Source organism: Dictyobacter aurantiacus (assembly GCF_003967515.1).
GTDB lineage: Bacteria > Chloroflexota > Ktedonobacteria > Ktedonobacterales > Ktedonobacteraceae > Dictyobacter > Dictyobacter aurantiacus.
In genome coordinates this window covers 1612311-1637470 of the sequence record NZ_BIFQ01000001.1, presented here as the reverse complement: position 1 = coordinate 1637470, position 25160 = coordinate 1612311, and the positions used below count along the sequence as shown (strand labels likewise).

Here is a 25160-nt window from a genome sequence, read left to right as displayed (position 1 = left end):
AATAGACGTAGTTGAATGAATTGGTGTAATGGGATAAATCCTCTGTAATCTATACGTCTACATTTACCGCTCTGTTATCGTTATATGTGTCACGTCCTACTTTTTTCCGTTCTGGGTGGTACGCTGTCGTAATGCTTCATACAGGGAGATGCTTCCGGCTACGGCGGCGTTGAGCGAGTTGACCTGTCCGAACATCGGTAGCCTGACGAGCACATCACAATGCTCGCGTACGAGTCGGCTCAATCCTTTTCCTTCGTTGCCTACCACGATGGCCAGCGGCCCGGTTAAATTGGCCTGAGTGTAGAGGGTCTTTCCTTCACCTGCCAGACCAACAACCCAGATGTTCTCTTTCTTGAGCTGGTCGATGACGCGGGTCAGGTTGGTCTCTTGCGCGATCAGGATATGCTCGGTGGCGCCCGCCGACGTTTTGACCACGGTGGCGTTGACCTCGGCCGCGCGATGCTCCGGGATGATCACGCCATGGACGCCGGCTGCCTCGGCCGTACGCAGCAGGGAGCCCAGGTTGTTGACATCCTGGATCGCGTCCAGGATCAGGATAAAAGGGGCCTCCTGTTTCTGCGCGGCATGGGCCAGGATATCGTCGGCGCTGGCGTATCTGCGCTCCTCAACCTGGGCGATGCAGCCCTGGTGAACGGCTCCGTGACTGATCTGATCCAGGCGGTGGCGCGGCACGGTCTCGATCGGAACCTGGCGCCGCCTGGCTTCTTGCAAGATGGTCGCGATGGCCGGTGCCTCACGGATTCCCTCGGCCAGCAGCAGACGCTGAACGTGGCGACCGGACTGTAACGTTTCTGAAATGGGATTGCGGCCCCATATATACTCGGGCATAGTACCTCTTTATGCATCATGATGATGGTGAATTATTTCCCCCCGAGTATAGCACACCACCGCGCCTCGCTCCACTATCTGTGGCCGCTATGCGAGCAGGCCACATCGGTTTCTTTTGTGTGTTGGTGCTGTGGGGGCGCATTCGCGCCCCCACAGCACCAACACACAAAAGAAACTTAATATTCTTCACGGCGATGATGATGGCGTTGTTGATTACCGTAACCATTGCCCTCCAGGCGTTCGATCTCTTGCTCTTCCTGTCTCAGCTCGCGCCGCAATTCCTGTTCACGCTGCCGCTCCTGCTGCAGTTCTTGCTGCGCATACTGTGGATCCTGGTAGCCCTGCTGATTGCCATAGTATGGTTGATTCTGATAGCCCTGCTGATTACCATAGGGCTGCTGTTGATATTGATCATTGCCGTAAGGCTGCTGATAGCCGTAAGGTTGTTGCTGGAAGCCACCCTGCTGCTGGAAATTATCGTTATAGTACGGCTGCTGCTGATAGCCACCCTGCTGTTGACGCTGGGCCAGCATATGTTTGGCGACCAGGGCGGTTAAAGCTACGGCACTGCCCATCAGCAAGGGATGGCTGAAGATCTGCTGGAGCAGGTGCGGCTGTTCCTGTCCCATGCGCATCAGCCCCTGAGCCATGGACCAGCTATTGCCTGGATCAACCCCGTATTGCGGTGGCATCTGCTGGGCCAGCATCGCGCGCTGCTCATACGGCATCTGATCAAAGTGTTGCTGATAGATGTTTTGCTGCATCTCGGGTGGCGCACCCTGAATAAACTGGCGTAAATGGTTGATGGCTTGCATAGGATCGAATCCATTGAAGTTGCCTGTATCATAGGCCTGGGCATACTGCTGGTATACCTGGTGTTGATTTTGATCAAATGGCCACATATCTGTGTCCTCCTGTATCAAGATGGTCATCAACAAATGACCATCGGCTGTCTTCTATGCTCTTTACATTGTCTGCTCACAAATGAGCAATTTACGCTATGTATTACCTCTACCAAGGTAACATGATCTTGCTATCAATGTCAAAAATTGCTGGCTCCATGCCAGAGATATTGAAATTCCGCGCTGCTTTCCAGGAGTTCAGCCAGCGTGCCGCTGGCCTCGATCTGTCCATCTTTGAGTACGATGATCTGGTCGGCGCGTTGCAGGACGGTTTTGCGGTGGGAGACGACCAGGCAGGTGGGTGGTTGGTCCTGAAATAGCCGCTCCCACAGCAGATGCTCGGTTTCTATGTCGAGGGCACTGGAGAGATCGTCAAAGACCAGCAGGGAGGCGGGACGTACTAGCATGCGAGCAGCCGCCGTGCGCTGGATCTGGCCACCTGAGAGCTTGACGCCCCGACTGCCGATGACCGTGTCCAGGCCGTGTTCCAGTGTGGCGATGTCTGGTTCCAGGACCGCCGTGTGCAGGGCTTTCTGCAGCCGCTCAGGATTGTGCGGCTGATCGAGCAGGATGTTCTCCTGCAGCGTGGCGCTGAAGAGGCGTGGGATCTGCGCGGTATAGGCACTACGCGGTGGTACAAAGAAGCTGGCCGCGTCCTGTACCTGCTGGCCGTTCCAGTAGATCTCCCCTTCGTCTCTGGGAAGCAGACCCAGCAGTGCTTGCAGCAGTGTAGTCTTGCCGGAGGCGATGCGCCCAGTGATGACGGTTAGCGATCCTTGATGCAGCTGAAGGCTGATCCCGGTGATGCCACGCCCGCTATCGGGATAGCGGTAGCTCAGCCCCTCGACCCTGAGCGTGGTTAGTTGATCCTGCGTGGTGGGTAGTGTGTTCTTGTTGGAAGCTGGCAGGGGACCGCGCAGGTAGAGTGGATGATGGGCGACCAGCCGCTCAGCTGGCGCGCCCTGCAGCAGCGCATCCATACGTTGAAATGCTACTCCGGTCTGGATGTAGTGGGCCAGGAACGTGCCAGCCCACTGCGTGTATTCAGTCACAAAGGTCAGATAGTAGATGAAAAGCGCCAGGTCACCGATACTCAACTGATGAGTGTGGAGTGCCTGGGCGGCCAGGATCAGGATCATGCCGGTGCCCAGCCCGACCGTGTTGCCGAAGATCGAGTCGAGCAGCTGCTCCAGCGTACGGTCCCTGAGCATAGTGCGGCGGCGCTGCTCGTTCAGTCCCTGGAAATGTTGCACGACGTGATCTTCGGCGGCCGCCACCTTGATCCCCTGTACGCTGCTGAAAATCTCACCAATGGCACTGGTGACGGCTCCTGTGGCCTCACGACTCGCGCGACGGTAGCGTTCCAGGCGTTTATGGATGGCCTGGGTGACAGCGACCATGCAGACCAGCGGCATAAACACAAACAGCGTAATGGTGACACTGATTCTGAGCATGATCACGATGGCGATGATCGAAAAGATGATGGAGCCAAGGCTATCCAGAGTCCAGCTGACGGCGTCTTCAGCCTGGCGCGCGTCGTCACGGAAGCGGCTGATCGCCTCGCCTGGAGAGCCCGGTACCGCGTGGGCCCCCGGACGCTCCAGGATGCGCGCCAGCATATTGCGCTTCAGCAAGCCGTTGATGCTGAAGCGGTGCAGTGAATCTACGGTGCCGCCGGACAGGATCAGGCAGACCCTGCCCAGCTCGGTTGCCACCAGCAGCACGATAATGAGCCAGAAGGCATGTGAGAGCTGCGTGGCGCTTTGCAGACGATTAAAGAACTGCTGCGCCAGCAGTCCCGGCACCAGGGGTGCGACATGGATGATGGCCCACAGCACAGCGTTGAGCGTGTAGAGCAGTGGACGATAGCGAAACAGGCACCAGAGATATTGATATGTCTTCATGCGAGCACCTCTTCTAAGCCGGTTTGCAGCAACTGATAAAAGCGTGATTGAGGATCGGCAGCGAGCCGGGCGCGCGGACCATACTCCAGTATCCGTCCATTTTCGATGATCAATATGTCGTCGGCGCGCTGGATGGTGCCTAGCCGATGCGCGATAATGATACCCGTGCGATTGCTTAGCAGGGTATCGACGGCGCGCTCAATCAACTGCTCCGTCGCGGGATCCAGGCGGGACGAGGCTTCATCCATGATGATCAGGCCTGGATCGCTGAGAAAGACGCGTGTAAAGGCCAGCAACTGAGCTTCGCCCGCCGATAGCCCCTCGCCATCCGAGCCCAGGATGGTATCCAGTCCTTCTGGCAGGTTCTTATACCAATTCACCAGCCCGATCTGGGAGAGGACCTTGATGATCCGTTTATCGGCGATGGCGCGGTTGAAGTAGGTCAGATTGTCGCGCACCGTGGCGTGGAAGAGCTGCACATCCTGGGTGACCATGCCGATGTGCTGGCGTAGATCGCTCAGCCGCGTCTGGCGCAGCGGCACACCTCCCAGCAGGATCTCTCCTTGCTGGGGTTCATACAGACGCAGCAGTAGGCGCGCCAGCGTAGTCTTGCCACTGCCAGTGCGCCCCAACACACCCAGCACGCGTCCCTCCGCCAGCTGCAAGGAGATCCCCTGTAGCACCGGCTCATCTGGATTGTAACCGAAGGTCAGGTCATTGATCTCCAGCTCCAGCGCTCCCGCTGGCAGATCTGGTCCGCTGCCATCGAGGATGGTCGGCTGAGCCTGCAGGAGCTGACGGATGCGTTCAATGCCGGCCCCCGCCTCTTGCAGCTGTTGCAGCTGGGTACGGATCTGCTCCATCGGCGCGCTGAGCAGGTTAGTGTAGTAGAAGATCAGGTAGACACCGCCCGGTGAGAGCTCGTGCCTGCTCCACAGGTAGATCGAGATGCCCAGGGCCAGTGCGTTGCCGATGCCGAACAGGAGCAGGGTGCTGCCCCAGGTTCCATAGCTGGCCAGGCTGGCGCGTATATTGATCGGCAGCCAGCTCCGCAGGATCTGGTAGAAGCGGGTCATCACATAGCCGGTGGCGCCGTTGGCGCGCAGATCCTCCGTACCAGCCAGCTGCTCGCCCAGAAAGCCAAAGAACTCGGCATCCTTCTCACGCGTCTTCATCCAATAGGGAATGGCGACGCGGCGTATCCGCACCAGGATCAACAGGCCGCCGAGCGCGAACAGGCTGATGGCGATCCCTACCTGCCATTGTTCCTTGAAGAGCAGCAGTAGCACGCCGATGATCAGCAAGCCATTGCCGAATAATCTGACGATGGCCTGCGAGAAGAAGGTGGCCAGCGTATTGACGTCGCCATCGATGCGTTCGATCAGTTCGCCCGATGTACGGGCCTTGTGGAAGGCCATATCGAGCTGTAGACAGTGGCGCACCAGGTCGGTTCTCAGCTGATTGGTGGCGGTCCAGGCCACATTCTCGCTAACATAGGTATTGATCACAGCCAATGCCTGGTTCAGCAGCGAGAGCCCCATGAACAGGGCTCCGGCCAGCATCAGCGGCGTGATGTCGGCCCCCTGCATGGCGCTATCGATAAACTGGCGCAAGATCTGAGGATTAATCAGCTGCAGAATGATACCGCCCAGCAGCAACAGAATCAGCCAGCAGACGCGCCGCCACTGTGGTCCCAGGTAGAGTGTTAACAGCTCACGATAGGTAAATGAATCTTTGAGCGCGGTGCTCATGGGTGAATCCTTTCATCACAGCAATGCTTTCAGCAACCTCGTGAGCCCGGCGCCATAAATTTGTTCGTGCGCATGATGATATCCGCAAGGCCACGAGGTGAAACAGACAGACCATACCCATGGCTTCGCGTATCAACGCATCATAATGTGAAAAAGGGAGAAAAAAAGCCACGGGTCAGCGTGCACCCATGGTCATGCAGTCTAAGCGAGTGGAGGATATGCTCCCGTTGGGTAGAGAAGGAGGAGCAATGCTACAAACAGCTAGCGGCTTCGAGGGCGCACTTATAGATAGGTTCCCATCAGAGGATGCGAAAAATTCTTCTTCAAATCAATTGCCAATACCATTATCATCTGGCGTATCTACTCCTTTCAGCCGATCTCTTACGAGCGTACCATAAACCTGTATGTAAATCAAGATACATATATTCATTATGTGTCACTCAAATGTTGCAAAAAGGGTTTTTGGCCAAGGGAATGGTGCTATGTGAGCTGAAACGGCCGGGAACGGGGCCGCTTTGCGGCAAAGCTGGGACAAGCCCAGCACCTACGCAGGCATCTCTATTTTTCTTATTGCCGTCCTTCTTGCAAAAATATGACGCACACCCCCTACGCGTGAGGGTCTGGAATAAAGCTGAGCTTTGTGTTACGCTGAGATTGGATCTGTATGGTGGCGCGTTTGTCAGAACCGCTGCGCGGCAAAGCCGGGGCAAGCCCGGCACCTACGACAAATGTCTCTGCCATGTAGCGGATTATTTGTACCCTGCGTATTACATGCGAGATGCATGTGTAGCATCCAGCGACTGTATTGTAATCGTATGGTCTTCTGACAGAGAAGGAGTATTCATGGCTCGGGACTTATTTGATCGTGATCGCATCGCGGATTATGGCCGCCGCGGTTTTAAGGGCGGTTTAAACACGCTAGGTGGTTTCCAGAAATTTTTGTTACGCGGCAATGTCGTTGACCTGGCCGTCGGCGTTATTATAGGTGCTGCATTTAATGGCGTAGTGCAAGCTCTGGTTAAAGATCTGATTACACCATTAATTGGTCTTTTTGTGCAGAAACAGAACCTCAGCAATTTGACAACAACATACCACCAACAGATTTTTGCTTATGGTGATTTTCTTAATGTTGTACTCAGTTTTATTCTGACGGCAGCGGTGGTTTACTTTTTAGTTGTAAAGCCGATCAATGCTTTGCACGATCGCTATGATCGCCTGCGTCCCAAGAAGGAGGAGGCTCCGACCACGCGTGATTGCCCGTTCTGTTTGAGCTCTGTGCCTTTGAAAGCGACGCGTTGTGCTTATTGTACAGCCCAGTTGCCGCCGGCAGATGAGACTCCTGCGCAGGCCGCAACGGCGCGCTGATTGCTATTCGCCTCCGTCTCCCGTTTTCTGCCAGCGGAAAACGGGAGATGACCCTTCAGATTCTTGCATGTGGGAAATGGCTAGCGTATACTGCTAACGGAGAAAATGTTGATTGTCATTCATAAATTTAATGGATGCGATTAACGTCTTCCGTGAGTGAAGATAAGGGGCGGTCAGTCAAGAGAATAACATATATGGCTTGACCGGCCCCTGTGTTATTGCCAATTTCATACCATATAGAGGAGAACATAGCTCATGACGTCAACATCCGAGCCTGTACGATTGGAAGATTGGGTTCGCGATATCCCTGATTTTCCCCAGAAAGGTGTCCTGTTCAAGGACATTACCCCTTTGCTGCAGGATCCCAAAGCATTTCACGTTGCCATGGATCGTTTGGCCGCGCATTATGCGGGGGCTGGTATTGAAGCCGTAGTTGGCGTTGAGTCTCGGGGCTTTATTTTCGGGGCGCCGCTGGCCTACCTGCTCAATTGTGGTTTTGTGCCCGTACGCAAATTCGGCAAATTGCCATCCAGCACCGTTAGCGTCGAGTACGCGCTCGAGTACGGCACCAATGTGGTTGAGCTGCATACCGATGCCATCAAGCCGGGACAACGTGTCCTGATTGTGGATGATCTGCTGGCCACAGGCGGCACCGTCTCCGCGTCCATCGAACTGGTAGAGAAGATGGGGGGCCATATCGCTGGCATCGCCTTCCTGGTGGAACTGAGCTTCCTCAAAGGCCGCGAACGCCTGGAGGGACACGACGTCTTTGCGCTGATCCAATATTAAATCTATCCATTTCTGCTAGAAAAAATCATATAAAGTATCCCCGCTCACAAATTCGTTTTGTGCTGGTGCATGGGGGCGCAACTGCGCCCCCATGCACCAGCACAAAAATAAGGGCGTCCGCGTGTGAGGACGCTCACGTGCCCCCAGGGTGACTCTCACGATCATCGGCACTGAGCATGCTTGATTTTTCGCACTGTGATGCTCAGGCGTCTTTTTTGTGCTGGTGCATGGAGGCGCAACTGCGCCTCCATGCACCAGCACAAAAAAATAAGGGCGTCCGCGCGTGTGGGGACGCTCACGTGCCCCCAGGGTGACTCTCACGATCATCACACTGCGATGCTCAGGAGTCCTTTGTGTGCTGGTGCATCGGGGGCGCAGTTGCGCCCCCGATGCACCAGCACACAAAATCAATGCGGCCGCGCAGCGGACGCCCGTGCGGGGGCGCTCATATACCCCTGGGATGGCGAGATTCAGATACTCTCTTTAGAGAGATATATAGAATACCCCTCATAAGTGCTGTACTGATAATTCTGTAACGTATTATCTTGTGTGTGTATTTTGATAAAGTTCTGCTCGTGTTGAGAGTTAAGCGGAAACACATAAGAGGGATTTTTGGTCTTTTTCACGGCAGTATGGTAGGGGGGATAACGATTCATCCCTGGTGTAAGATCCGGATTGAGAACACTACAGAGGATTTTTTCTTTGCTCCGGAATATAAGGCGATTGCATGTCCAGTATTCCGAGTAGATGCGCGTTGCCTGGAGCGCCTCCAGGTGTTGCACGAGTTTTGTGTCCTGGCGATAAAATTGTTGGGCGGCGGGAATATCCGTAAACGTTTCAAATACGCCGTATGAGAAGGCACAGAGAATAGTGAATAGCATACATAAACGCAGCAAGAGGACTATTCCAGGAATTTTTGTGGTCTTGTTTTTAAGAGCACTGTTCTTCCCAGGCCAGATTTGCCACAGTACGGCTGGAATGGTGAGCAGAAGACAAATAAGATACCTTGAGGTTGGTTCTGGTACCACGGCCGCTAATGTACTCTGTGAATAGATGGCGATTGTTACCCCTCCACCCACAAGTAACATCAGGCGGCTATACTCGATGATCTGCTTTTGCCTTGCTTCACGCGTCGTTGCAGCCTCTTGCCTGATGTTTTTGACGGCATTCCATACAGCCAGTATCCACAATACTACATAGCCGAGGCTCCAGCTACCTCGCAGTAGCAAGCATCCTGTATTTATCTCCCCCAGGGTTGGAGCCATGTTGGCGGGACATATTTGCGGATAACCGGTTGCGCTGGGGATACTAATAAAGAATGCACTACCCATTCTTTGCAGCAGCGAATAGCTTTTTCCATCACTCGCGTTGGCAAGTCCAGCCATATTGGCAATGGTACTCTCGCTAAATGGTGCGGTTATATTATGTAAAATGATTGGAAATATGCCGATCATAAAGCCGCATAATAATAATAACCCCGACAGAGATAGTAAATCTTTTTTGATAAACATAATGAGAAGGAACAGGCCCATCATGACAAATGGGAAGATCAGAGGATCGGTCCATATAGCAAAACTTGCCACCAGGCCAAGCAGAAAATAGAGGAGATATTGACTTACTTGCGCTTTGTTTGTACTCGTTTTATCGTGTCGCCAGAGTATGGTCGTAACCAGAATACAAATAGTCACGGCCAAAAAAGGTAGCTCTGGATACCCTCCTATCGCCTTCAATTGTCGGATGATGATCTCTTTCGATTCCAGGCACAGTAAAAGACAGATAAAGAGGGCGAATTTTTCCGTATACAGAAACTTTGAGTACCTGTACATAGCAATTAAAAACAAGCCGAAAAATAGTAGTAGTCCGATACGTAGACTAAATACGGATGGCCCTAAGAGACGAAAAATGGGTGCCGCTATATATGCTTCTATCGGCCCCATATATCCCTGTCCATAATACATGAGGGGCCATTCTCCTCCATGTGAAATGTGGAGGGCCATCAGCCCCATAATTGATTCATCGCTATTTGTGACCGGCCAGTTATTGATGATCAGAATAAAGCGCATCGATACTGCGATGATCATCATCACCGTTACCAGTGCTACCGCGATACGTGTCTTTTTATAGTGTGGTGTTATTGACCGTTCTGGCTTTTCCAATATATGTGGTGTGCTATACATAATTATCATCCTATGCTACATACATGATAAATGAGTTATCTATTATATAAAACGTAAACAATGGTCTGTATGAGTAGGGCTATTTAATGTATACGTGACGAGAAGAGCGTCTTGCGGTAAATATCATGAAATTACCCCGAGTTTTCCCAACAAAAAACTCGGGGTCCTTGCGGATTAGCCGTCAAAAAGCAGGCTGACTATGAAGTGGATGCAGCGAGGTAACATATGCTGCCTGCTGCTAGAGCCAGACGGTTTTGTTGTCCGCTGGCGCAGGGTGGCGTTCGCTGGCCTGGATAGCCGGATAGCCAAGGTAGACAAAGGCGACCAGCTGATCTTCTGGTGCCAGTCCAAACCAGCGCTTGACGCGGGGATCATAGGCCGCGTCCCCGGTACGCCACATGGCGGCCAGCCCCATCTCCTCAGCAGTCAGCAGCATGTTCTGTACAGCTGCTGCCGTCGCCTCGATGTTTTCAATGGCGAGTACGTTGCCCTGTTCTGGCGCTTTGGAGGCTACCGCGATCAGGATAGGCGAGCGCAATGGTTTGTTCCGCTCCTTATCCAGGCTGGCCGGGGTGCAAAGATGGGGCTCGTCTTTATGACGTTCTGCCAGGGCCTGGGCCATCACATCCCCCATCTCGACACGCGCCTTACCGCTTACCACGAAAAACTTCCATGGCTCGGTTTTATGATGATTGGGGGCGTGTGTGGCCGCCTCCAGAATGCGCTCAACCTGTTCATGCGTCGGCACCTGGTCCGTCATCTTACCAATACTGCGCCGCCGCTTGATCGTTTCAAAAATTGTTGTCATCAATATCAATCGCACGGAAACCCCTGCCTTCAGGCATGGGGAGGAAGTGCGCCTCCTGTGGTGTAAGTATAGCCATCACTTCGCTGAAGCATCTGGCAATGTCGGTAAGAAATGCCCTGTATCGTCGCGGTGCTCGTTTTGATATTAAAGGAGCCGCTGCTTCGGACGGCAACGCGTCCCCAATAGGTGCCCTGCTTCTTGCCCGTAGGAACCACCGCTTTCACCAGGTCACCGGTCTGGAACCCCTGGACTCTCCTGGCTCCCTTGGCCGCTGTTCTGGGAAACCCATACGCGCTCATCAAACACATCTGCCGACTGCCGTGGCCGGTGGCACGGATGAGCAGCGGAACCACACCGGTTGTCTTGAGCACCGGTGGTGTGCTTGCTCCCACACAGGCCGCATCACTCCAATGGGTCTTGGGGATCTCGCGCTGCGTCCGATTGAACTTGGTCACCCCACCCGATCCGGTTTCCACGGGCAACCCCGTGGCTGTGAGGCGATCCAGGAGCGCCCACCGTGTGGTGTTGACGGCAGCCGCATCCTTGAGCGGATGTTTGGCCTGCGTCAGGATGCGCGCCAGCACTTCCGGTTTCTGGTGCAAAAAGTTGGTGATGTCTCGGTTCCCTTTGGCTCGATTGCATGGCACGCACGCCACCGTGAGATTGGCAATCCGGTTCGTCCCGCCGTGAGCACGGGAGTGGATGTGCTCAATTTCCAAGGGGACGTCCTTCACCCCACAGTAGGCGCATTGCCTGCCCCACTTCTCCAGGAGGTACTCCCGCACCTCGTATCCCATCAATGTGCCTTGCTGATATTCCACCCCGGCAATATCCGGGTTCTCCATGCGTTGCATATCGAACCGGACCAACTCCATGCTACTGGCGGTCACCACACAGAGCTGGCAAAGGCGACGGACCCAGGTGCATATGTTCTCAAGGCGACTGCCAAGCGAGGGGGGGAGCCATCCTTTCTTGATGCGACGGTTCCGCCAGCGAGCCTTACGATAGCGTGTTTTGCGCTGTCTGCGACTGCGGCGAACGCGGCGTCGAGCGTCCAGGTTGGCTTTGATGGCTTGTCCCCGATGGGTGAGCTCTGCCGCGAACACGACCTGACCCGAGGTATCGTTGACAACAGCAATGCCAGTAGTCCGTGAACCCGGGTCAACCTTCACGCGCAGGCCGGTGACCTGTGGTGTGATGATGGCCTGTTTCAGGATGATGGTGAAGGGATATCGCTTGAGGACCGCCGCCTTGCCGTGCGAGAGCAGGCGTCGTGCCTCTCCTGGATGCACCGGGTTGAGTGGCGTCCTGTTCGTATCAACCACGAACACATGTGACATACAGTTTTGCTCCTTTCAGAGCCTCCTGTTTCCAGGGTAATGGGTGCCTCGTCAATGTTCGAGAAGGTTTGACGTCAACCACACTGGCTTGACCTCGTCCACCTGTTTAATGATTGACCGTAGAGGGCGGAGCTGGCATGCACCCCGCCGTACCTATTTTCTCCCCGAACGGAGTCTCTCTTCCAAGACCAAGACTGGTCAGGTTCAGGCTTGCCGCAACAAGCCTCCGCCTTGAGGCGTGAGGTTCCTGACCTGCTCTAAACTTTCTCTTCCACCCATAATGGCGCTGCCGCCCGGGAAGTTTTTTTACCGTCTATACGTTTGCTATCGCTAAGGTGTATTATAGCCCCTTTCCCCGCATTATGAAAAGGCGTGGCCTCAATAGGTGTGAATGTAAGATGAAGGCCCACACCCCTGCACCCCTAAAGCGGGAGGTGCAGGAGGGCGGCCAGCCCTCCTGCCGGGGTGTGGGCGAGCATGCTGGGAGCATGCTCAAGTCCCCACAAAACTTCTTTTTCTCTTTTTCGCGCCGCCTGCGGCGCGAGAGGAGAAAGGAGAGCGTGGGGACACCCCACACCCCGGCAGGGAGAACCCTGCACCCCTTTTCGCACCTGGATACGCTCTATGGATGGTCGCGGACGCCTGCGCAAAGAAAGAGGCCAGCGCATGCGACATAAGTTTTAATTGGTAGCGATTTATCCTACTGCATGATAAACTGGACCCGATAACATCATACCTTTCAATCAGATGAGTGAAGGCGGCGCAAATTCAACTGGAGTGTTGCCACGCTACTTGTCAGGTGTATACATTCCTGCGATTGATTGGTCGAAGATGAGGTGTAGGTGTGGAAAGTTTTTTTTCGTGGTTGACTTCGATCGTGGGTGCTGGTCCAGCCCATATGGAGCAGGTATGGGATTATCGCGCAGGTCACGATCCCTCTCTAACCTGTAATCTGGGCTGCTATCGTCAGGCGGAAGAGATTACGGCCCTGACGTGCTCTTCTGAGGCGCAATTGATGACATTAACGGGCGAAGGCCGGGATATTCATATATGGAATGTGCGCACCCGGTATGCTGTCTTCATCTATCGGGAAACTATGAGCGCTGTGCTGGATTGGCTGCCTGACGCAAGCTTGAAGATATCGACCAGTACAGACCGAGTGTTCTATATCTGGGATGTCTGGACCCAGGCACAAAAACAACCTGGCGTAGGAGTATATTACTCACCAGGATCCGCTAGTTAATATTCTAGCATGGCTGCTGTGTGTCTCCTCTGCTTATTTGTCTGAGAGGTGCCCTGGCCTGTGCTAGTCGTGATAAGACTCTCAGCCTATCAGGTTGCAATAGAGGAGAAGAAAAAGATGGAAGCACGTTTCATTACTGATCGACAGCAGTGGAACGACTTCGTGGAGAAGTCCCCCTACGGAAATATCACCCAGTCTTATGAGTGGGGTGAGCTGTCGAAGGATGTCGGTTCACAGGCGTTTCATGTCGGCGTGGTCGATGAGCAGGGCGATCTCTGCGCGGCCATGCTGCTCCTGCTGGTCAAGATGCCGCTTTTGCGTAGCAGTTTCTTCTATGCGCCACGCGGTCCCGTGATCGATGATCCCGATTCGCCAGCGATGAATGTGCTGCTCAACTTCGTTAAGAGCGAGGCCCGTAAGAAGGGGGCCTTTATGCTCAAGCTTGAGCCGGGAGCCGACGTGGGCGATACCACCTGGACCTCGGCCCTGACTCGTCGCGGCTTCAAGCCCTCGACTCAGTTCCTGCACATTCGCAGCGAATGGATTCTGGATATCCGGCCAGATGAAAAAGAGATCCTGGCCAACATGAAAGAGAAGTGGCGCTATAACATTCGCCTGGCATCCCGTAAAGGTGTCACGGTGCGCGAGGCCAATGGCCGGGCGGATATGGAGGCCTTCTATCGTATCCTGCAGGAGACCAGTGAGCGCGATCAGTTCTATATTCACAGCATCGAGCACTTCGAGCTGGTGGAGAAGCTATTTTCTGAGGGCGATCGCTACGCCATGTTGATCGCCGAGCACGAGGGCAAGCCGATCGCGGCCATCGTCCTGATGCGCATGGGCAAATGGTGCTGGTATCGCTATGGTGCGTCCCTGACCAAAGGTCGCAACGTCATGCCCAATCACCTGTTGCAATGGACCGGCATGCAGTGGGCCAAAGCTCATGGCTGCGAATACTACAACTTCCTGGGCATTCCCACCACCCTGGAAGAGCCGGAGGCCCGCAAAGATCCGCTGTGGGGCGTCTATACCTTCAAGCGCGGCTTCAACGGCTTCGCGCGTACCGCGATGCCCGGCTACGACCTGCCCTACAACCCATTCCTCTACCAGGCCTACAAGCGCATGCTGGATTTCAAAAAGTGGCGTGCCGCTCGCCAGAATCACAAAGAAGAAGCTCAACAGGAGAAGGCTCCCGAACCCACCCATGCATAGATAAGAGGATGTATCAAGCAGGCAAAAAGCAGAAGAGTGCGGGAGGGGCGGCTGGCCGCCCCTCCCGCACTCTTCTGCTTTTTGCCTGCTATTCAGACCTGGGGTTGGTGGAGATTTGCACCTTGCCTTCGCCGGTGTTGAGGAGGTTGCCCTCGAAGCCGATGGAGGGGAGCAGCTGGGCCTGGGCCTGAGTGCTCAGCGGCAGCGCCCAGAGCTTGATGAAGCCGAGGGCGGCGTTGTGGTCGAACTGGTCTCCACTGTCGTAGGTGGCCAGGCCATGATCGTAGAGCGAGTGGTCGGATTTGCGGCCAACGATCTGGCAGCGGCCGCGCGACAGCTTGACGCGTACCGTGCCGCTGACGAAGCGCTGCGTGCTCTGGACGTACGCGGCCAGGTCCTGGTGCAGGGCGCTATACCACTGTCCGTTGTAGATCAGGCGCGCGTACTCGGAGGCGATCGTCTCTTTGAAGCGGATCTGCTCGCGGCTCAGGGTCAGGCTTTCGAGGGCGCTGTGGGCGGTGTGCAGCACCACGGCGGCTGGCGCCTCGTAGATCTCGCGCGACTTGATGCCGACCAGGCGGTTCTCGATGTGGTCGATGCGTCCAATACCGTACTTGCCGGCCTCGCTGTTGAGGGTCTCGATCAGGACATAGCCGGGCATCTCTTCGCCGTTGAGGGCGACCGGGATACCGTTCTGGAAGCTGATCTCATAGTATTTGGGCTCCAGGGCGTCCATGGTGTCGGGATCGCTGGTCCAGGCGAAGACGTCGGCCGGTGGCTCGGCCCAGGGATCTTCCAGGATGCCGCATTCGATGCTGCGCCCCCACAGGTTCTGGTCGACCGAGTAGGGGCTGGCGTTGCTGACCTTGATCGGCATGTTGTGCTCGGCGGCATAGGCGATCTCGTTGTCGCGCGTCATGCTCCATTCGCGCACCGGCGCGATGATTTTGAGGTCGGGTGCCAGCGTATTGATCGAGACGTCGAAGCGCACCTGGTCGTTGCCCTTGCCCGTACAGCCATGGGCCACAGCGACCGCGCCCTCCTGGCGTGCTACCTCAACCAGCAGGCGCGCGATCAGGGGACGGGCCAGCGCTGTGGCCAGGGGATACTGTCCCTCGTAGATGGCGCCGGCTTGCAGGGCGGGCCAGACAAAATAGCGCACAAAATCTTCACGCCCATCCACGATCATGGACTTGATGGCTCCGATTTGAGTGGCGCGATCGGCGATCTCCTGCATGTTGCGCTCATTGCCAACATCGATGGTGACGGCGATTACGTCCAGGTCGTATTTCTCTTTGATCCAGCGAATGGCGACTGAGGTATCAAGTCCACCAGAATATGCGAGTACAACAGATGGCATAGCTACTCCTCCTCCAGAATGGATATCTGCGATGTTCCAACGAGCTGTTGAATTGCGGTTGTGAAATGTGTGGCGCGCTGCTGCCAGTCTTCTTGAGCCTGTGCCAGGCGCTGGCGTGCCAGTTCTAAACCCGGATTACCGGTACCGCCCTGATGGCTGCGGGCCTTGAGACGTTCAACTAGCTGCTCCTGACTCTCGGTTGGCAGGGGCAGGAGCTGATCGAGCTGGGCCGTGACCTCTTTGCCGACGATGCGATAGGCGTCGCGGAACGGCATGTGATCTTTGGTGACCATGTCGTAGGCGTGATCGGTGGCGAAGAGCTCAAAGGTGCAGGCCTTCAGCAGTCTTTCTTTGTTGACACTTATCTTGCTGATCACCAGGGAACAGATGTCGATGCTCTCCTGCGCCAGGTCCAGTGCCTCCATCAGCGGACGCTTGGTCTCCTGATAATCCATGTTAAAGCCGGATGGCAGACCGCAGACGATGCCAAGAATATGCTGTTGATGTGCCAGCATCGTTTGGGCGCGTCCCCGTACCAGTTCCATGATGTCCAGGTTGCGCTTCTGCGGCATGATGCTGCTGCCGGTGCATACCTCCTGCGCCACCTGGAAAAAGCCATACTCGGCCGTGGTAAAGAGCAGCATATCCTGGGCCATCTTGCTCAGATCCAGCATGATCTGCGTCAACGCCTGTACGATGGCTGCCTCGATCTTGCCACGGGCATTCTGCACGTAGATGACGTTATTCTGCACGCGCGCGAAGCCCAGCAGATCCGCGACCAGCTGGCGATCAATGGGTAGGGGAACGCCATAGCCGGCGGCTGAGCCGAGCGGTGACTGATCATTGATCTCGTAGGCCGCTGAGAGCAGGCGCTCATCATCGATGAGGGACTCGGCGAAGCTGGCGGCCCACAGTCCAACCGAAGAGAGCATGCCGCGCTGCATGTGGGTATAGCCGGGCATGGGAGTAGCCATCTGCTCTTCGGCGAAGTTCAAAAGCGTGGTGATGAGATTGAAAAGCTTCTTGCTGGTCTGCGTTAGCTCCTCTTTGCTGTAGAGGCGTATATCCACCAGCACCTGGTCGTTGCGTGAGCGGGCGGTATGGATATTCTTGCCTGCCGTCCCGATCGTCTGCGTTAGATAGTTCTCGATGCTGGTGTGAACGTCTTCATCCGAGGGCTGGATGACAAATTGGCCTTCTTTCTCTAGCTCAAGGATCTCGTTCAGACCTTTTTTGAGGGATTGGAGCTCTTCGTTGTCGAGAATTCCAATCTGGTGCAGCATGATGGCGTGGGCCAGTGAGCCCCAGACGTCATGCCGAATCAGGCGATTGTCGAGCAGACTATTTTGCGCGGCCGTGTAGCGCTCCACCTGCTCGTTGATGCTATAGCCTTTTTGCCAGATCTTGCTCATCGCACGCCCTCCTCCGCGCCGTGGGGGACGCTGAGATGGGCAGGCCATGCGTGGCTAGCAGGCTGGTTGAGGGCACGAATGGATCTTGCCGTGGTGTCCGATAGGTTGGGGCACCCCTGTTGAACCATTAGCATGTGTGATCTCCTTCGATTGTGCTATGGAAGAAGCTGAGGGACAATAAAAAACCCCCGCCCCTTCCGTCAATCTTGAAGGGACGAGAGTGCAGGGATATTTTATCTTTGCCCTATCACACCCGTGGTGCCACCCTAATTGTCTTTCATTCACAGGCTCTATGAGCAAGAGCCGAAAGACCACTTTTCCTGGTTACTTGCGAAACGTGGGAACCAACCACCTGTCCTACTTGTCTTCTGTGGTCCCATAAATGTGTGTGGATCACCGAAAACTTTCTTCGGCCAGCCGCTCACGAATGCGTTCTGAGAGGACACGACCATTCCGAACTTCCACTCTACTCCGGATCGCTGTTGGCTGTAACTCTCGTACTATTTTCGTTCAACGCGGGTCTTCTTTAATATTTGTATTAGGATAACAGCCTGCTCCTGAAATGTCAAACCCTGAGTGCACATAAAAGTTGGTCTTTAGGAGGACATGTTTCACATATCCATGTAGATTCGTTTGTTATACAGGGGTGGACCAGGCGGTCAGTGATATCTACCCGCGAAAGGAGCATAGCTCATGGGTGTGATTACTAATTGGGGCGTCGCTATCTATTCGTCGCTGGCGAGCGCCCTGGCCATGGTGTTTGCTTTTATTCCAAAGCTGGTTGGATTCTTAGTCATTTTGTTGATAGGCTGGATCGTAGCTTCGTTGCTAGAGAAAGGATTGACCCTGCTGTTGCGCCGGGTGGGCTTCGATCGCTTGAGTGATCGCATCGGCTTTACGCGTTTTGAGCAGCAGATGAACCTGCGCATGGATCCCGCGACGTTGTTGGGAAAGGTCCTTTTCTGGTTTGTCTTCTTGATCTTTCTGGTCCCCGCCTTTAACGCTCTGGAGTTGAACGCGGTCAGTACGTTGATTGGGCAGATCGTCGGTTATATCCCTAACGTGTTTGTGGCGATCATCGTGCTGTTTCTGGGTATGGTGATCTCCGCCGTGGTGGCTGATCTGGTGCGGGGCGCCTCCGCCAGCACGCGCATGGCGAACCCTAACTTCCTGGCCAATATCGCGCGCTACGCGATCCTGGGTTTCTCTGTCTTGATCGCCCTTGAGCAGCTGCAGATCGCTCCAGCGCTGATTACAACGCTGTTCACGGCCGTCGTGGGCAGTATCGCGCTGGCCTGCGGCCTGGCCTTTGGATTGGGTGGACGCGACAGCGCCAAACGCCTGCTTGAACGCAGCGAGAGTCGTATGAGCGCGGCCATGGCGCCTGCTTCGGGGCAGGGGCAGATCGATATGTCTCAGCCCTTTAATCAGCCCCCGCCGATGGTAGGCAAGGCTCCCGGTGAGCTTAATCAACCGGGACCTGGACAGCCCACCCCTGCGGGTCCAACCCAGGGTTATCCGTCCCAGACGACTCCCACCCAGGGCTATCCCCCGCAGACCTCTACCGGACAGGGACCAACAGAGCCCTGGCGTAGCAAGTAACCTTTATAAAACTGACTTTTTTCTTGCTAGCTCGCTCTATAATAACAGGGCGAGCTAGCGGCATCCCTTATGAGTTAGAATTCTTTTTTGTGATTGGTGTATGGGCGCGCATTCGCGCGCCCATGCACCAATCACAAAACCAGTGCGGCCGCGTAGCGGACGCGCGTGCGGGGGCGTAAGGGGCACCCACATGACGGCAGCCAGACACTGTCTAAATAAAAAAGGAGATCTTCTATCTTTGCCTTTCTCGCAAATTTAGTACGCAAAAAATTTGTGCGCTTCGCCATGATTGGTGGCATCGGCATCCTTATTAATGACCTGGCGCTGGCTGCGTTTATGTTGTTGTTCCATCTCTATCCAGTCGCCTATGTCTTTGCTTTTGCCGTCAGTAATGGCGCCAATTTTGTCTTGAACCAGCTCATTACCTATCCCGAATACCGCCCCCATCGTGTCTCTATCTGGCTCTATCGGTTGCTGAAGGCCGAGGCGACCAGCGTCTCCGCCCTGGTGATCTCTTTCTCAGTAGCCCTGATCTTCCACTATGTCTTTCACATGAACGAATACCTCTCTAATCCAATCGGGCTCTGCTTCTCATTCGTCTATAAATACCTGGTCTCGGACCGCTTTGTCTATCGTCCGCGCCCGACCAGCTCGGCTGTGCCTGAACCTGAGCTGGTCACCGATCCGCTGGCGCCGCCCACCGTTGACGAAGATGCTGCGACCCACTCTGCGGCCGATTAGCATCAATATGTACCTATTTGTGTAGTGCTATTGTTATATGATGCTTAACAAATAAAGCTGATACAAGCTGGGAGGTGCAGGAGGGCGGTGAGCCCTCCTGCCGGGGGCGGGGTGTCCCCGCCAACTTTTCTCCCCCCCGCCGAAGGCAGGGGGCCGACATATGCATGTGTTAAAAGATCTTTAAATGTATAATTTTCACTTGACAATGGTTTGAGTGCTTACTATACTAAAGTCAAAGCTGGATAAGCACATTGATTTCGTCGCTGCAACAGGTTGTGTAACTAGCTTGCAGCTACGAACAGTCATAGATGATCAGTACAATGTATTCAAGTAGAGGCGATTGATCGAGGAAGAGTAGGTGGGCGTGGTATATACAGCGACCTGGAGGGTGGTGCAAATCCAGGTATACCTGCCAACCGAACACACCAAGAGAGCCTTGTGCGAGCAGGCGCAGCAGTACGCCAAAGCACACCGGATGGCCTCATCCGTTATCAAGAGCATCTTATAGTCATGCGTCCTTTTGTTTGAAAGAGACAGGACTATGAGGCCGAGTGTCTGTCGATTGGACAGAAATGAGGATGGGACCGCGGATTGACCTTCGTTCCTCGAGTTGCGAGGAATGAGGGTTTTTTTTATGGGTAAAACCAGAAGGAGCACATTGACGATGGTAACGAGATTGAGTGAAGATCACATCAAGCTGGCGATACAGAAGGATGGTCGGTTGACCGAAGATACGCGCAATTTGTTGCGTACCGTGGGCCTGCATTTTGAATCGTATAAGCAGCGCCTCTTCAGTATCTGCCGCAACTTTCCGATGGATATTCTATACGTGCGCGATGACGATATCGCGGAGTACGTCGCCGAAGGCGTGGTGGATCTGGGTATCGTGGGCCGCAACCTGGTAGTGGAGTCTGATAAACCGGTTACGGAGATTATGCCGCTCAATTATGGCCATTGCAGCTTGAAGGTGGCCGTTCCTGCCGAGAGCGGCATTACAAACATCGAACAACTGTCCGGTTGCAAGGTCGCTACCTCGTATCCTGTGACGACCAGTCGCTTCTTTCAGGAGCGCAACGTGGATGTCAACGTAATCACCATCAGCGGCAGCGTAGAGATTACGCCCGCGCTGGGCGTGGCCTCGGCTATCGTCGATCTGGTCAGCACCGGCAGCAGCCTGCGCCTGAACGACCTGGTCGCCATCGACAATGTGCTGGACTCGCAGTCGGTGATCATCGCCAACCGTGACTCGCTGGTTAATGACCATAAGGCCGCTATCATCGAGCGCCTGCTGACACGCTGCCGTGGCGTCATCGCCGCCTCCGAATATAAATACGTCATGATGAACGTCCCGGCCAGCGCGCTCGAATACATCTCCACCATCATGCCCGGCCTCAAGTCCCCCACCGTCCTGCCCACGGCCGACCCCTCCTGGATGGCTGTACATACCGCCATCCGCGAAGACATGTTCTGGGATGTCATCGAAGAGCTCAAAACCCTCGGCGCCCAGGGCATCCTGGTCTCCTCCATCGAGAAAATGTTTGTCTAACGCGGCCGCTGCGGTTGTATGGTTTTTTTGCTCTATAATCATACAACCGCAGTGTCTTTACAAAAATTTGAGTGCATCCTATGTTGCATGAATCATTGACATTGCTCTCTGCGGTTGGCTATACTTCATTCAGCTAAGATGTGCTAAAAGCCTCAAAATAACCATTAGCAGGAAATGTTTAGCGTGATAATGCAAACGTGTCAAGGCCCAAAGACAGATCAATAACTCCGCTGTCTTTGGGCTATGAAGGAAACAAACAAAAAGAGTGTGAGACACGCTTTTTACTGGCGCGCGTGAGCGCCGCCGCACGGGCGTCCGCATATGCGGCCGTACTCGTTTTTAGGTGGTGCATCGGGTGCGCATTCGCGTACCCGATGCACCACCAGATAGAAACCAGTGTGAGCTCTCAATCGCTGCGTGCCCATGCGCTAAATGTGTCCCTGTTTGTTTGATGCCTCCATAGCTCTTCTGTGGAAATACATCCACATTCTTGTCAAATGACCCTGAGACGGCGTGGGTTGCTGTCCGGGGTCTTTTTTATTGGTGGGAAGGGGTAGGTGGTAGATGAGCTTTTCCCACATATGGATAGTGCCGCACTGCCGCAGTGGTTGTTCTGTATTAATCTTTATTGATATAAAGCAAGGAGCATCTATGCCTACAACAGGTCGCCGGGTGGTGCTGGCTAAGTATCTAGGTGTTGAGCGCATGTGTGTGTTGGGATTGGCTGTATTGCTGGCGGCTACCGTCGCGGTACGGGTGGGTAATCCTGAGCTATTGCGTGCTTTTATCGATGATGCGGTAGGTGGAAAGTCGTTGGAGATCTTGCTGCTGCGGGGTGGATTATTTCTGGCCCTGGTGCTGGTGAGCCAGGGGCTGTCTGTTGCCACAGCCTATGTGAGCGGCAATCTGGCCTGGCGCGCAACCAATCGTATGAGGCTGGATCTGGTCCGCCATTGTCTTGGATTGGATATGGCGTTCCATCAAACGCATACGCCGGGTGAACTGATTGAGCGCACCGACGAGGATGTCTCGGCACTGGCCAATCTATTCTCAAGTTTTGTGCTGCAAATCTTAATTAACCTGCTACTTCTGATCTGTATCCTGATTGTGCTTTCTTGTATGGACTGGCGACTGGGATTGGCGTTGACGGTCTACGTGCTGCTCTGTCTGTATGTGCTTCGGCGCACGAGTGAGACGGCCTCTCCCGCCTGGAAACAGGCCAGTGCGGCGCTGGCGGATCTACACGGGTTTGTGGGTGAGCAGATTACGGGCATTGTGGACCTGCGCACCAGCGGGGCCATCCCTTATGTGATGCGCACGTTTTATGCCAGGAGGCGCGTGGCCTTTTTGCGTCAGTGGGACGCCCACAGGCTCAGCATCATCATTTCTGGCGGGACCGATATTCTGTTGACAGGGGGCGCGGTAGGAGCATTTTTGTTGGGGGCGGCGCTTTTCCAGGCGGGTGCGATCACTCTGGGGACCGTCTACCTGGTTGTGACCTATACACAGATGCTGGCGCAGCCGCTGCAAGAGATTATGGCGCAGATCGATGATTTACAGAAGGCCAGCGCGAGCCTGAAGCGTATCGATGAATTGTTGGCGCTACAACCTGTACTGCGTGATGGCCTGGGGATCACATCGCTGCCAGCTGGCGCCCTGGCCCTGGCCTGTGAGCATGTCTCGTTCAGCTATCAGAAGGGTGCTCCAGTATTGAAGGATATTACGTTGCATATCGGTGCTGGTGAGGTGCTCGGCGTGCTGGGTCACACCGGTAGCGGCAAGAGCACGCTGGCACGGCTATTGTGTCGCCTGTGCGATCCCGATGTGGGTAGCATCAGCCTGGGCGGTATCCCTATTCAGGATGAACGTATCGCGGTGCTCAGGCAGCGCGTGGGCATGGTTACGCAGGAGGTGCAGCTTTTCCCGGCCAGTCTGCGCGACAATTTGACTCTCTTCTCCCCGGATAGCGACGACGAACGAATTGTGCAGGTGCTAGACGAGTTGGGATTGGAGGACTGGTACGCGGCGCTACCCAGAGGGTTGGATACAATTATCGGGTCTGACTCTACTAGCGAAGCAGGTTTCTCTGCCGGTGAGGCGCAGCTGCTGGCCTTTGCCCGTGTCTTCCTGCAGAATCCATCTGTAGTCATTCTGGATGAAGCTTCGTCGCGCCTGGACGTGGTTACGGAGCAACTTATCGAGCGGGCCGTTGCGCGTCTGTTGCAAGGGCGCACCGGCATTATTATCGCGCATCGCCTGGCAACGATTCAGCGTGCGGATCAGGTGGCTATTCTGGAGGATGGTCAGCTGGTAGAGTATGGCGGGAGGACTGGTCTGCTTGCAGATCCCCATTCACGTTTCTCTCACCTGCTGCACATCGCAAGCGAGGAGGTTCAGATATGATGCTGCCACTGGGCAAACTGGTGCGCTATCGCCCGCTGCTATTTGGGGCAATGGTACTGGCATGGGCACTGGCAAGCTGTCTCCCGCTCTTAACGGGCCTGCTAACGGGCGCGATCTTCGATGGGTTGAGCGGCCATCGAACCGTACTGGGACTTAATCTCTGGTTGCTGGGTGCGCTGCTGCTGGTGTGTGAAATTGTCACCCAGGTAACGGTATCGGGCTGGTTCTTGCTGCACCGGTACTGTATTGAGACGCTGAATGACCTGGTGCGGCGCAACTTTTTTTATGCCATATTGTGCGACAAGAGAGGGGTAGTGGGTACCCCACAGGCTGGCGAGTTTATCAGTCGCTTTGTAGATGACGTCATGCTGGCTACCGATGATGTGATCAATGAGTGGTATCGTCTGTCTGGCGAGGTTCTGTTCTCCTTGATTGCGTTGATCATTATGGTGCGCATCAATGCTCTGTTAACCCTGGCTACCGTTGTCCCGCTGGCCCTTATCGTAACTGTCGTGCATCAGGCGCGGGCACATCTGGAAGCTTATCGGCAGGCCGCGCGCCAGAGTGAAGGGCGCGCGCTGGACTTTCTGGGCGAGATCTTTGGCGCTGTGCAAGCAATTAAAGTTAGCTCGGCTGAGGATAGGGTATTGGTGCGCCTGGAGTCGCTCAATGAGCGGCGACGTGTCAGTTCGCTCAAAGATACCATTCTGGGCAATGTGTTGAACTCGGTGGGTGGGAACATGACTGATCTGGGGCGGGGCCTGATCGTGCTGCTCGCGGCGCAAGCATTGCGGGCACACACATTTAGCGTTGGCGACTTCGCGCTCTTTGTGCTTTATCTGCAGTGGCTGCTGATGATGCCGCGACGCGTGGGGAGGCTCCTGACCGCCCTCAAACTGGCTCCCGTTTCCACACGCCGTGTGACCGAGTTATTGCCGGATATCAGCTCAGAAGAGCTGGTTGCCCATCATCCTCTGCATACTTATGGAGAACTTCCCGCGGTACCGTATATAGAGAAGTCTGCGGAGGATCACCTGCTTCTGCTAGAAGTGAGTGGCCTGAGCTATCGCCATGGCAGCTCGGGACGCGGTATTGAGGATGTGAACCTGCGTATCGCCACCGGCTCATTTACCGTTATTACCGGACGCATAGGGGCGGGCAAGACGACACTACTGCAAACGCTGCTTGGACTGCTGCCACACAATGCAGGAATGATTTTCTGGAACGGCGTGGCTGTGGATGAACCAGGAGAGTTTTTTGTGGCTCCTCGTTGCGCCTATACTCCCCAGGTGCCGATGCTGTTTAGTGCAAGCCTGCAGGAGAATATCCTGTTGGGCCTGCCAGAGGAAAAGGTTGACGTGGCGCGAGCGATCACTGATGCGGTACTGGAGCGCGATGTGGCGCTGCTCGAAAATGGTCTGGCTACCCAGGTTGGCACACGAGGAGTACGGCTTTCAGGTGGCCAGATTCAACGCGCCGCGGCCGCGCGCATGTTTGTGCGCGAACCAGAACTGCTGGTCTTTGATGATCTTTCTAGCGCTCTGGACGTAGAGACTGAACGGACCTTATGGCAGCGGTTAGCTATTCGCCCTCATCTGACCTGCCTTGTTGTCTCACATCGCCAGGCAGCGTTGCAGCGAGCGGATCAAATTATTGTGATGAAAAATGGAAGGATAGACGCTGTGGGTAAGTTAGAGGAACTGGCAGACAATGAGTATATAGCCTCTCTCAGGGACGCAAAAAGAGAGGAGTGAAC

General features: G+C 54.9%; 19 protein-coding genes. 9 read left to right on the top strand and 10 right to left on the bottom strand.

The features are described from left to right. Positions 1-96: 96 nt before the first annotated feature. The 4 genes from rlmB to KTT_RS06550 form a co-directional block, all read right to left on the bottom strand. Positions 97-849, bottom strand: a complete 753-nt coding sequence (gene rlmB / locus KTT_RS06565) for a 23S rRNA (guanosine(2251)-2'-O)-methyltransferase RlmB (protein WP_126595212.1) — start codon at positions 847-849, stop codon at positions 97-99. Between the two features lie 176 nt (positions 850-1025). Next, positions 1026-1751, bottom strand: a complete 726-nt coding sequence (locus KTT_RS06560) for a hypothetical protein (RefSeq protein WP_126595211.1) — start codon at positions 1749-1751, stop codon at positions 1026-1028. 140 nt (positions 1752-1891) lie between these two features. Beyond that, positions 1892-3655, bottom strand: a complete 1764-nt coding sequence (locus KTT_RS06555) for an ABC transporter ATP-binding protein (RefSeq protein WP_126595210.1) — start codon at positions 3653-3655, stop codon at positions 1892-1894. Beyond that, positions 3652-5406, bottom strand: a complete 1755-nt coding sequence (locus KTT_RS06550; RefSeq protein ID WP_126595209.1) for an ABC transporter ATP-binding protein — start codon at positions 5404-5406, stop codon at positions 3652-3654. The genes KTT_RS06555 and KTT_RS06550 overlap by 4 nt, the downstream gene beginning before the upstream one ends. Before the next feature lie 843 nt (positions 5407-6249). Here KTT_RS06550 and mscL point away from each other — a divergent pair. Next, entirely contained in the window at positions 6250-6771 is a 522-nt protein-coding gene (mscL, locus tag KTT_RS06545; protein ID WP_126595208.1) for a large conductance mechanosensitive channel protein MscL, read from the top strand. Positions 6772-7026: 255 nt separating this feature from the next. Then, entirely contained in the window at positions 7027-7560 is a 534-nt protein-coding gene (locus tag KTT_RS06540) for an adenine phosphoribosyltransferase (RefSeq protein ID WP_126595207.1), read from the top strand. Positions 7561-8030: 470 nt separating this feature from the next. Here KTT_RS06540 and KTT_RS06535 read toward each other — a convergent pair whose 3' ends face one another. The 3 genes from KTT_RS06535 to iscB form a co-directional block, all read right to left on the bottom strand. Continuing rightward, a complete protein-coding gene (locus tag KTT_RS06535; RefSeq protein WP_126595206.1) occupies positions 8031-9737 on the bottom strand; it encodes a glycosyltransferase family protein in 1707 nt (568 codons plus the stop codon). A gap of 238 nt (positions 9738-9975) precedes the next feature. Beyond that, on the bottom strand, positions 9976-10545 hold the full coding sequence (locus tag KTT_RS06530) for a nitroreductase family protein (protein ID WP_126595205.1): 570 nt from the start codon (positions 10543-10545) through the stop codon (positions 9976-9978). Between the two features lie 29 nt (positions 10546-10574). Further along, on the bottom strand, positions 10575-11885 hold the full coding sequence (iscB, locus tag KTT_RS06525) for an RNA-guided endonuclease IscB (RefSeq protein WP_126595204.1): 1311 nt from the start codon (positions 11883-11885) through the stop codon (positions 10575-10577). 844 nt (positions 11886-12729) lie between these two features. On the opposite strand from iscB, the gene KTT_RS06520 reads away from it, so the two are divergent. Then, a complete protein-coding gene (locus KTT_RS06520) occupies positions 12730-13128 on the top strand; it encodes a WD40 repeat domain-containing protein (RefSeq protein WP_126595203.1) in 399 nt (132 codons plus the stop codon). Between the two features lie 117 nt (positions 13129-13245). Continuing rightward, positions 13246-14340: a lipid II:glycine glycyltransferase FemX gene (locus tag KTT_RS06515; protein WP_126595202.1), complete on the top strand. Its 1095-nt coding sequence runs from the start codon at positions 13246-13248 to the stop codon at positions 14338-14340. 88 nt (positions 14341-14428) lie between these two features. Here KTT_RS06515 and KTT_RS06510 read toward each other — a convergent pair whose 3' ends face one another. Genes KTT_RS06510 through KTT_RS36090 form a run of 3 tightly spaced genes read right to left on the bottom strand, consistent with a single transcriptional unit; the run spans position 14429 to position 17246 of the window. Next, the gene (locus KTT_RS06510; RefSeq protein WP_126595201.1) at positions 14429-15700 is read right to left on the bottom strand and encodes an argininosuccinate synthase; all 1272 of its coding nucleotides are present in this window, start codon (positions 15698-15700) and stop codon (positions 14429-14431) included. Between the two features lie 2 nt (positions 15701-15702). Beyond that, positions 15703-17112, bottom strand: a complete 1410-nt coding sequence (argH, locus tag KTT_RS06505; RefSeq protein ID WP_126595200.1) for an argininosuccinate lyase — start codon at positions 17110-17112, stop codon at positions 15703-15705. Continuing rightward, positions 17109-17246, bottom strand: coding sequence for a hypothetical protein (locus KTT_RS36090; RefSeq protein WP_160145688.1), 138 nt, complete (start codon positions 17244-17246; stop codon positions 17109-17111). Before KTT_RS36090 ends, argH begins: the two co-directional genes overlap by 4 nt. A 559-nt stretch (positions 17247-17805) precedes the next feature. Here KTT_RS36090 and KTT_RS06500 point away from each other — a divergent pair. The 5 genes from KTT_RS06500 to KTT_RS06480 all read left to right on the top strand — a co-directional run bounded on the left by KTT_RS06500 (position 17806) and on the right by KTT_RS06480 (position 25158). Further along, positions 17806-18714: a mechanosensitive ion channel family protein gene (locus tag KTT_RS06500; RefSeq protein WP_126595199.1), complete on the top strand. Its 909-nt coding sequence runs from the start codon at positions 17806-17808 to the stop codon at positions 18712-18714. 273 nt (positions 18715-18987) lie between these two features. Continuing rightward, complete coding sequence (locus KTT_RS06495; RefSeq protein ID WP_126595198.1) at positions 18988-19455, top strand: GtrA family protein; 468 nt, start codon at positions 18988-18990, stop codon at positions 19453-19455. Positions 19456-20119: 664 nt separating this feature from the next. Continuing rightward, positions 20120-21001 (top strand): ATP phosphoribosyltransferase, encoded by an 882-nt coding sequence (gene hisG, locus KTT_RS06490; protein ID WP_126595197.1) that lies wholly within the window; start codon positions 20120-20122, stop codon positions 20999-21001. A 651-nt stretch (positions 21002-21652) separates the two neighbouring features. After that, the gene (locus KTT_RS06485) at positions 21653-23404 is read left to right on the top strand and encodes an ABC transporter ATP-binding protein (RefSeq protein WP_126595196.1); all 1752 of its coding nucleotides are present in this window, start codon (positions 21653-21655) and stop codon (positions 23402-23404) included. Next, a complete protein-coding gene (locus KTT_RS06480; RefSeq protein WP_126595195.1) occupies positions 23401-25158 on the top strand; it encodes an ATP-binding cassette domain-containing protein in 1758 nt (585 codons plus the stop codon). The genes KTT_RS06485 and KTT_RS06480 overlap by 4 nt, the downstream gene beginning before the upstream one ends. The last annotated feature ends 2 nt before the right edge of the window (positions 25159-25160 follow it).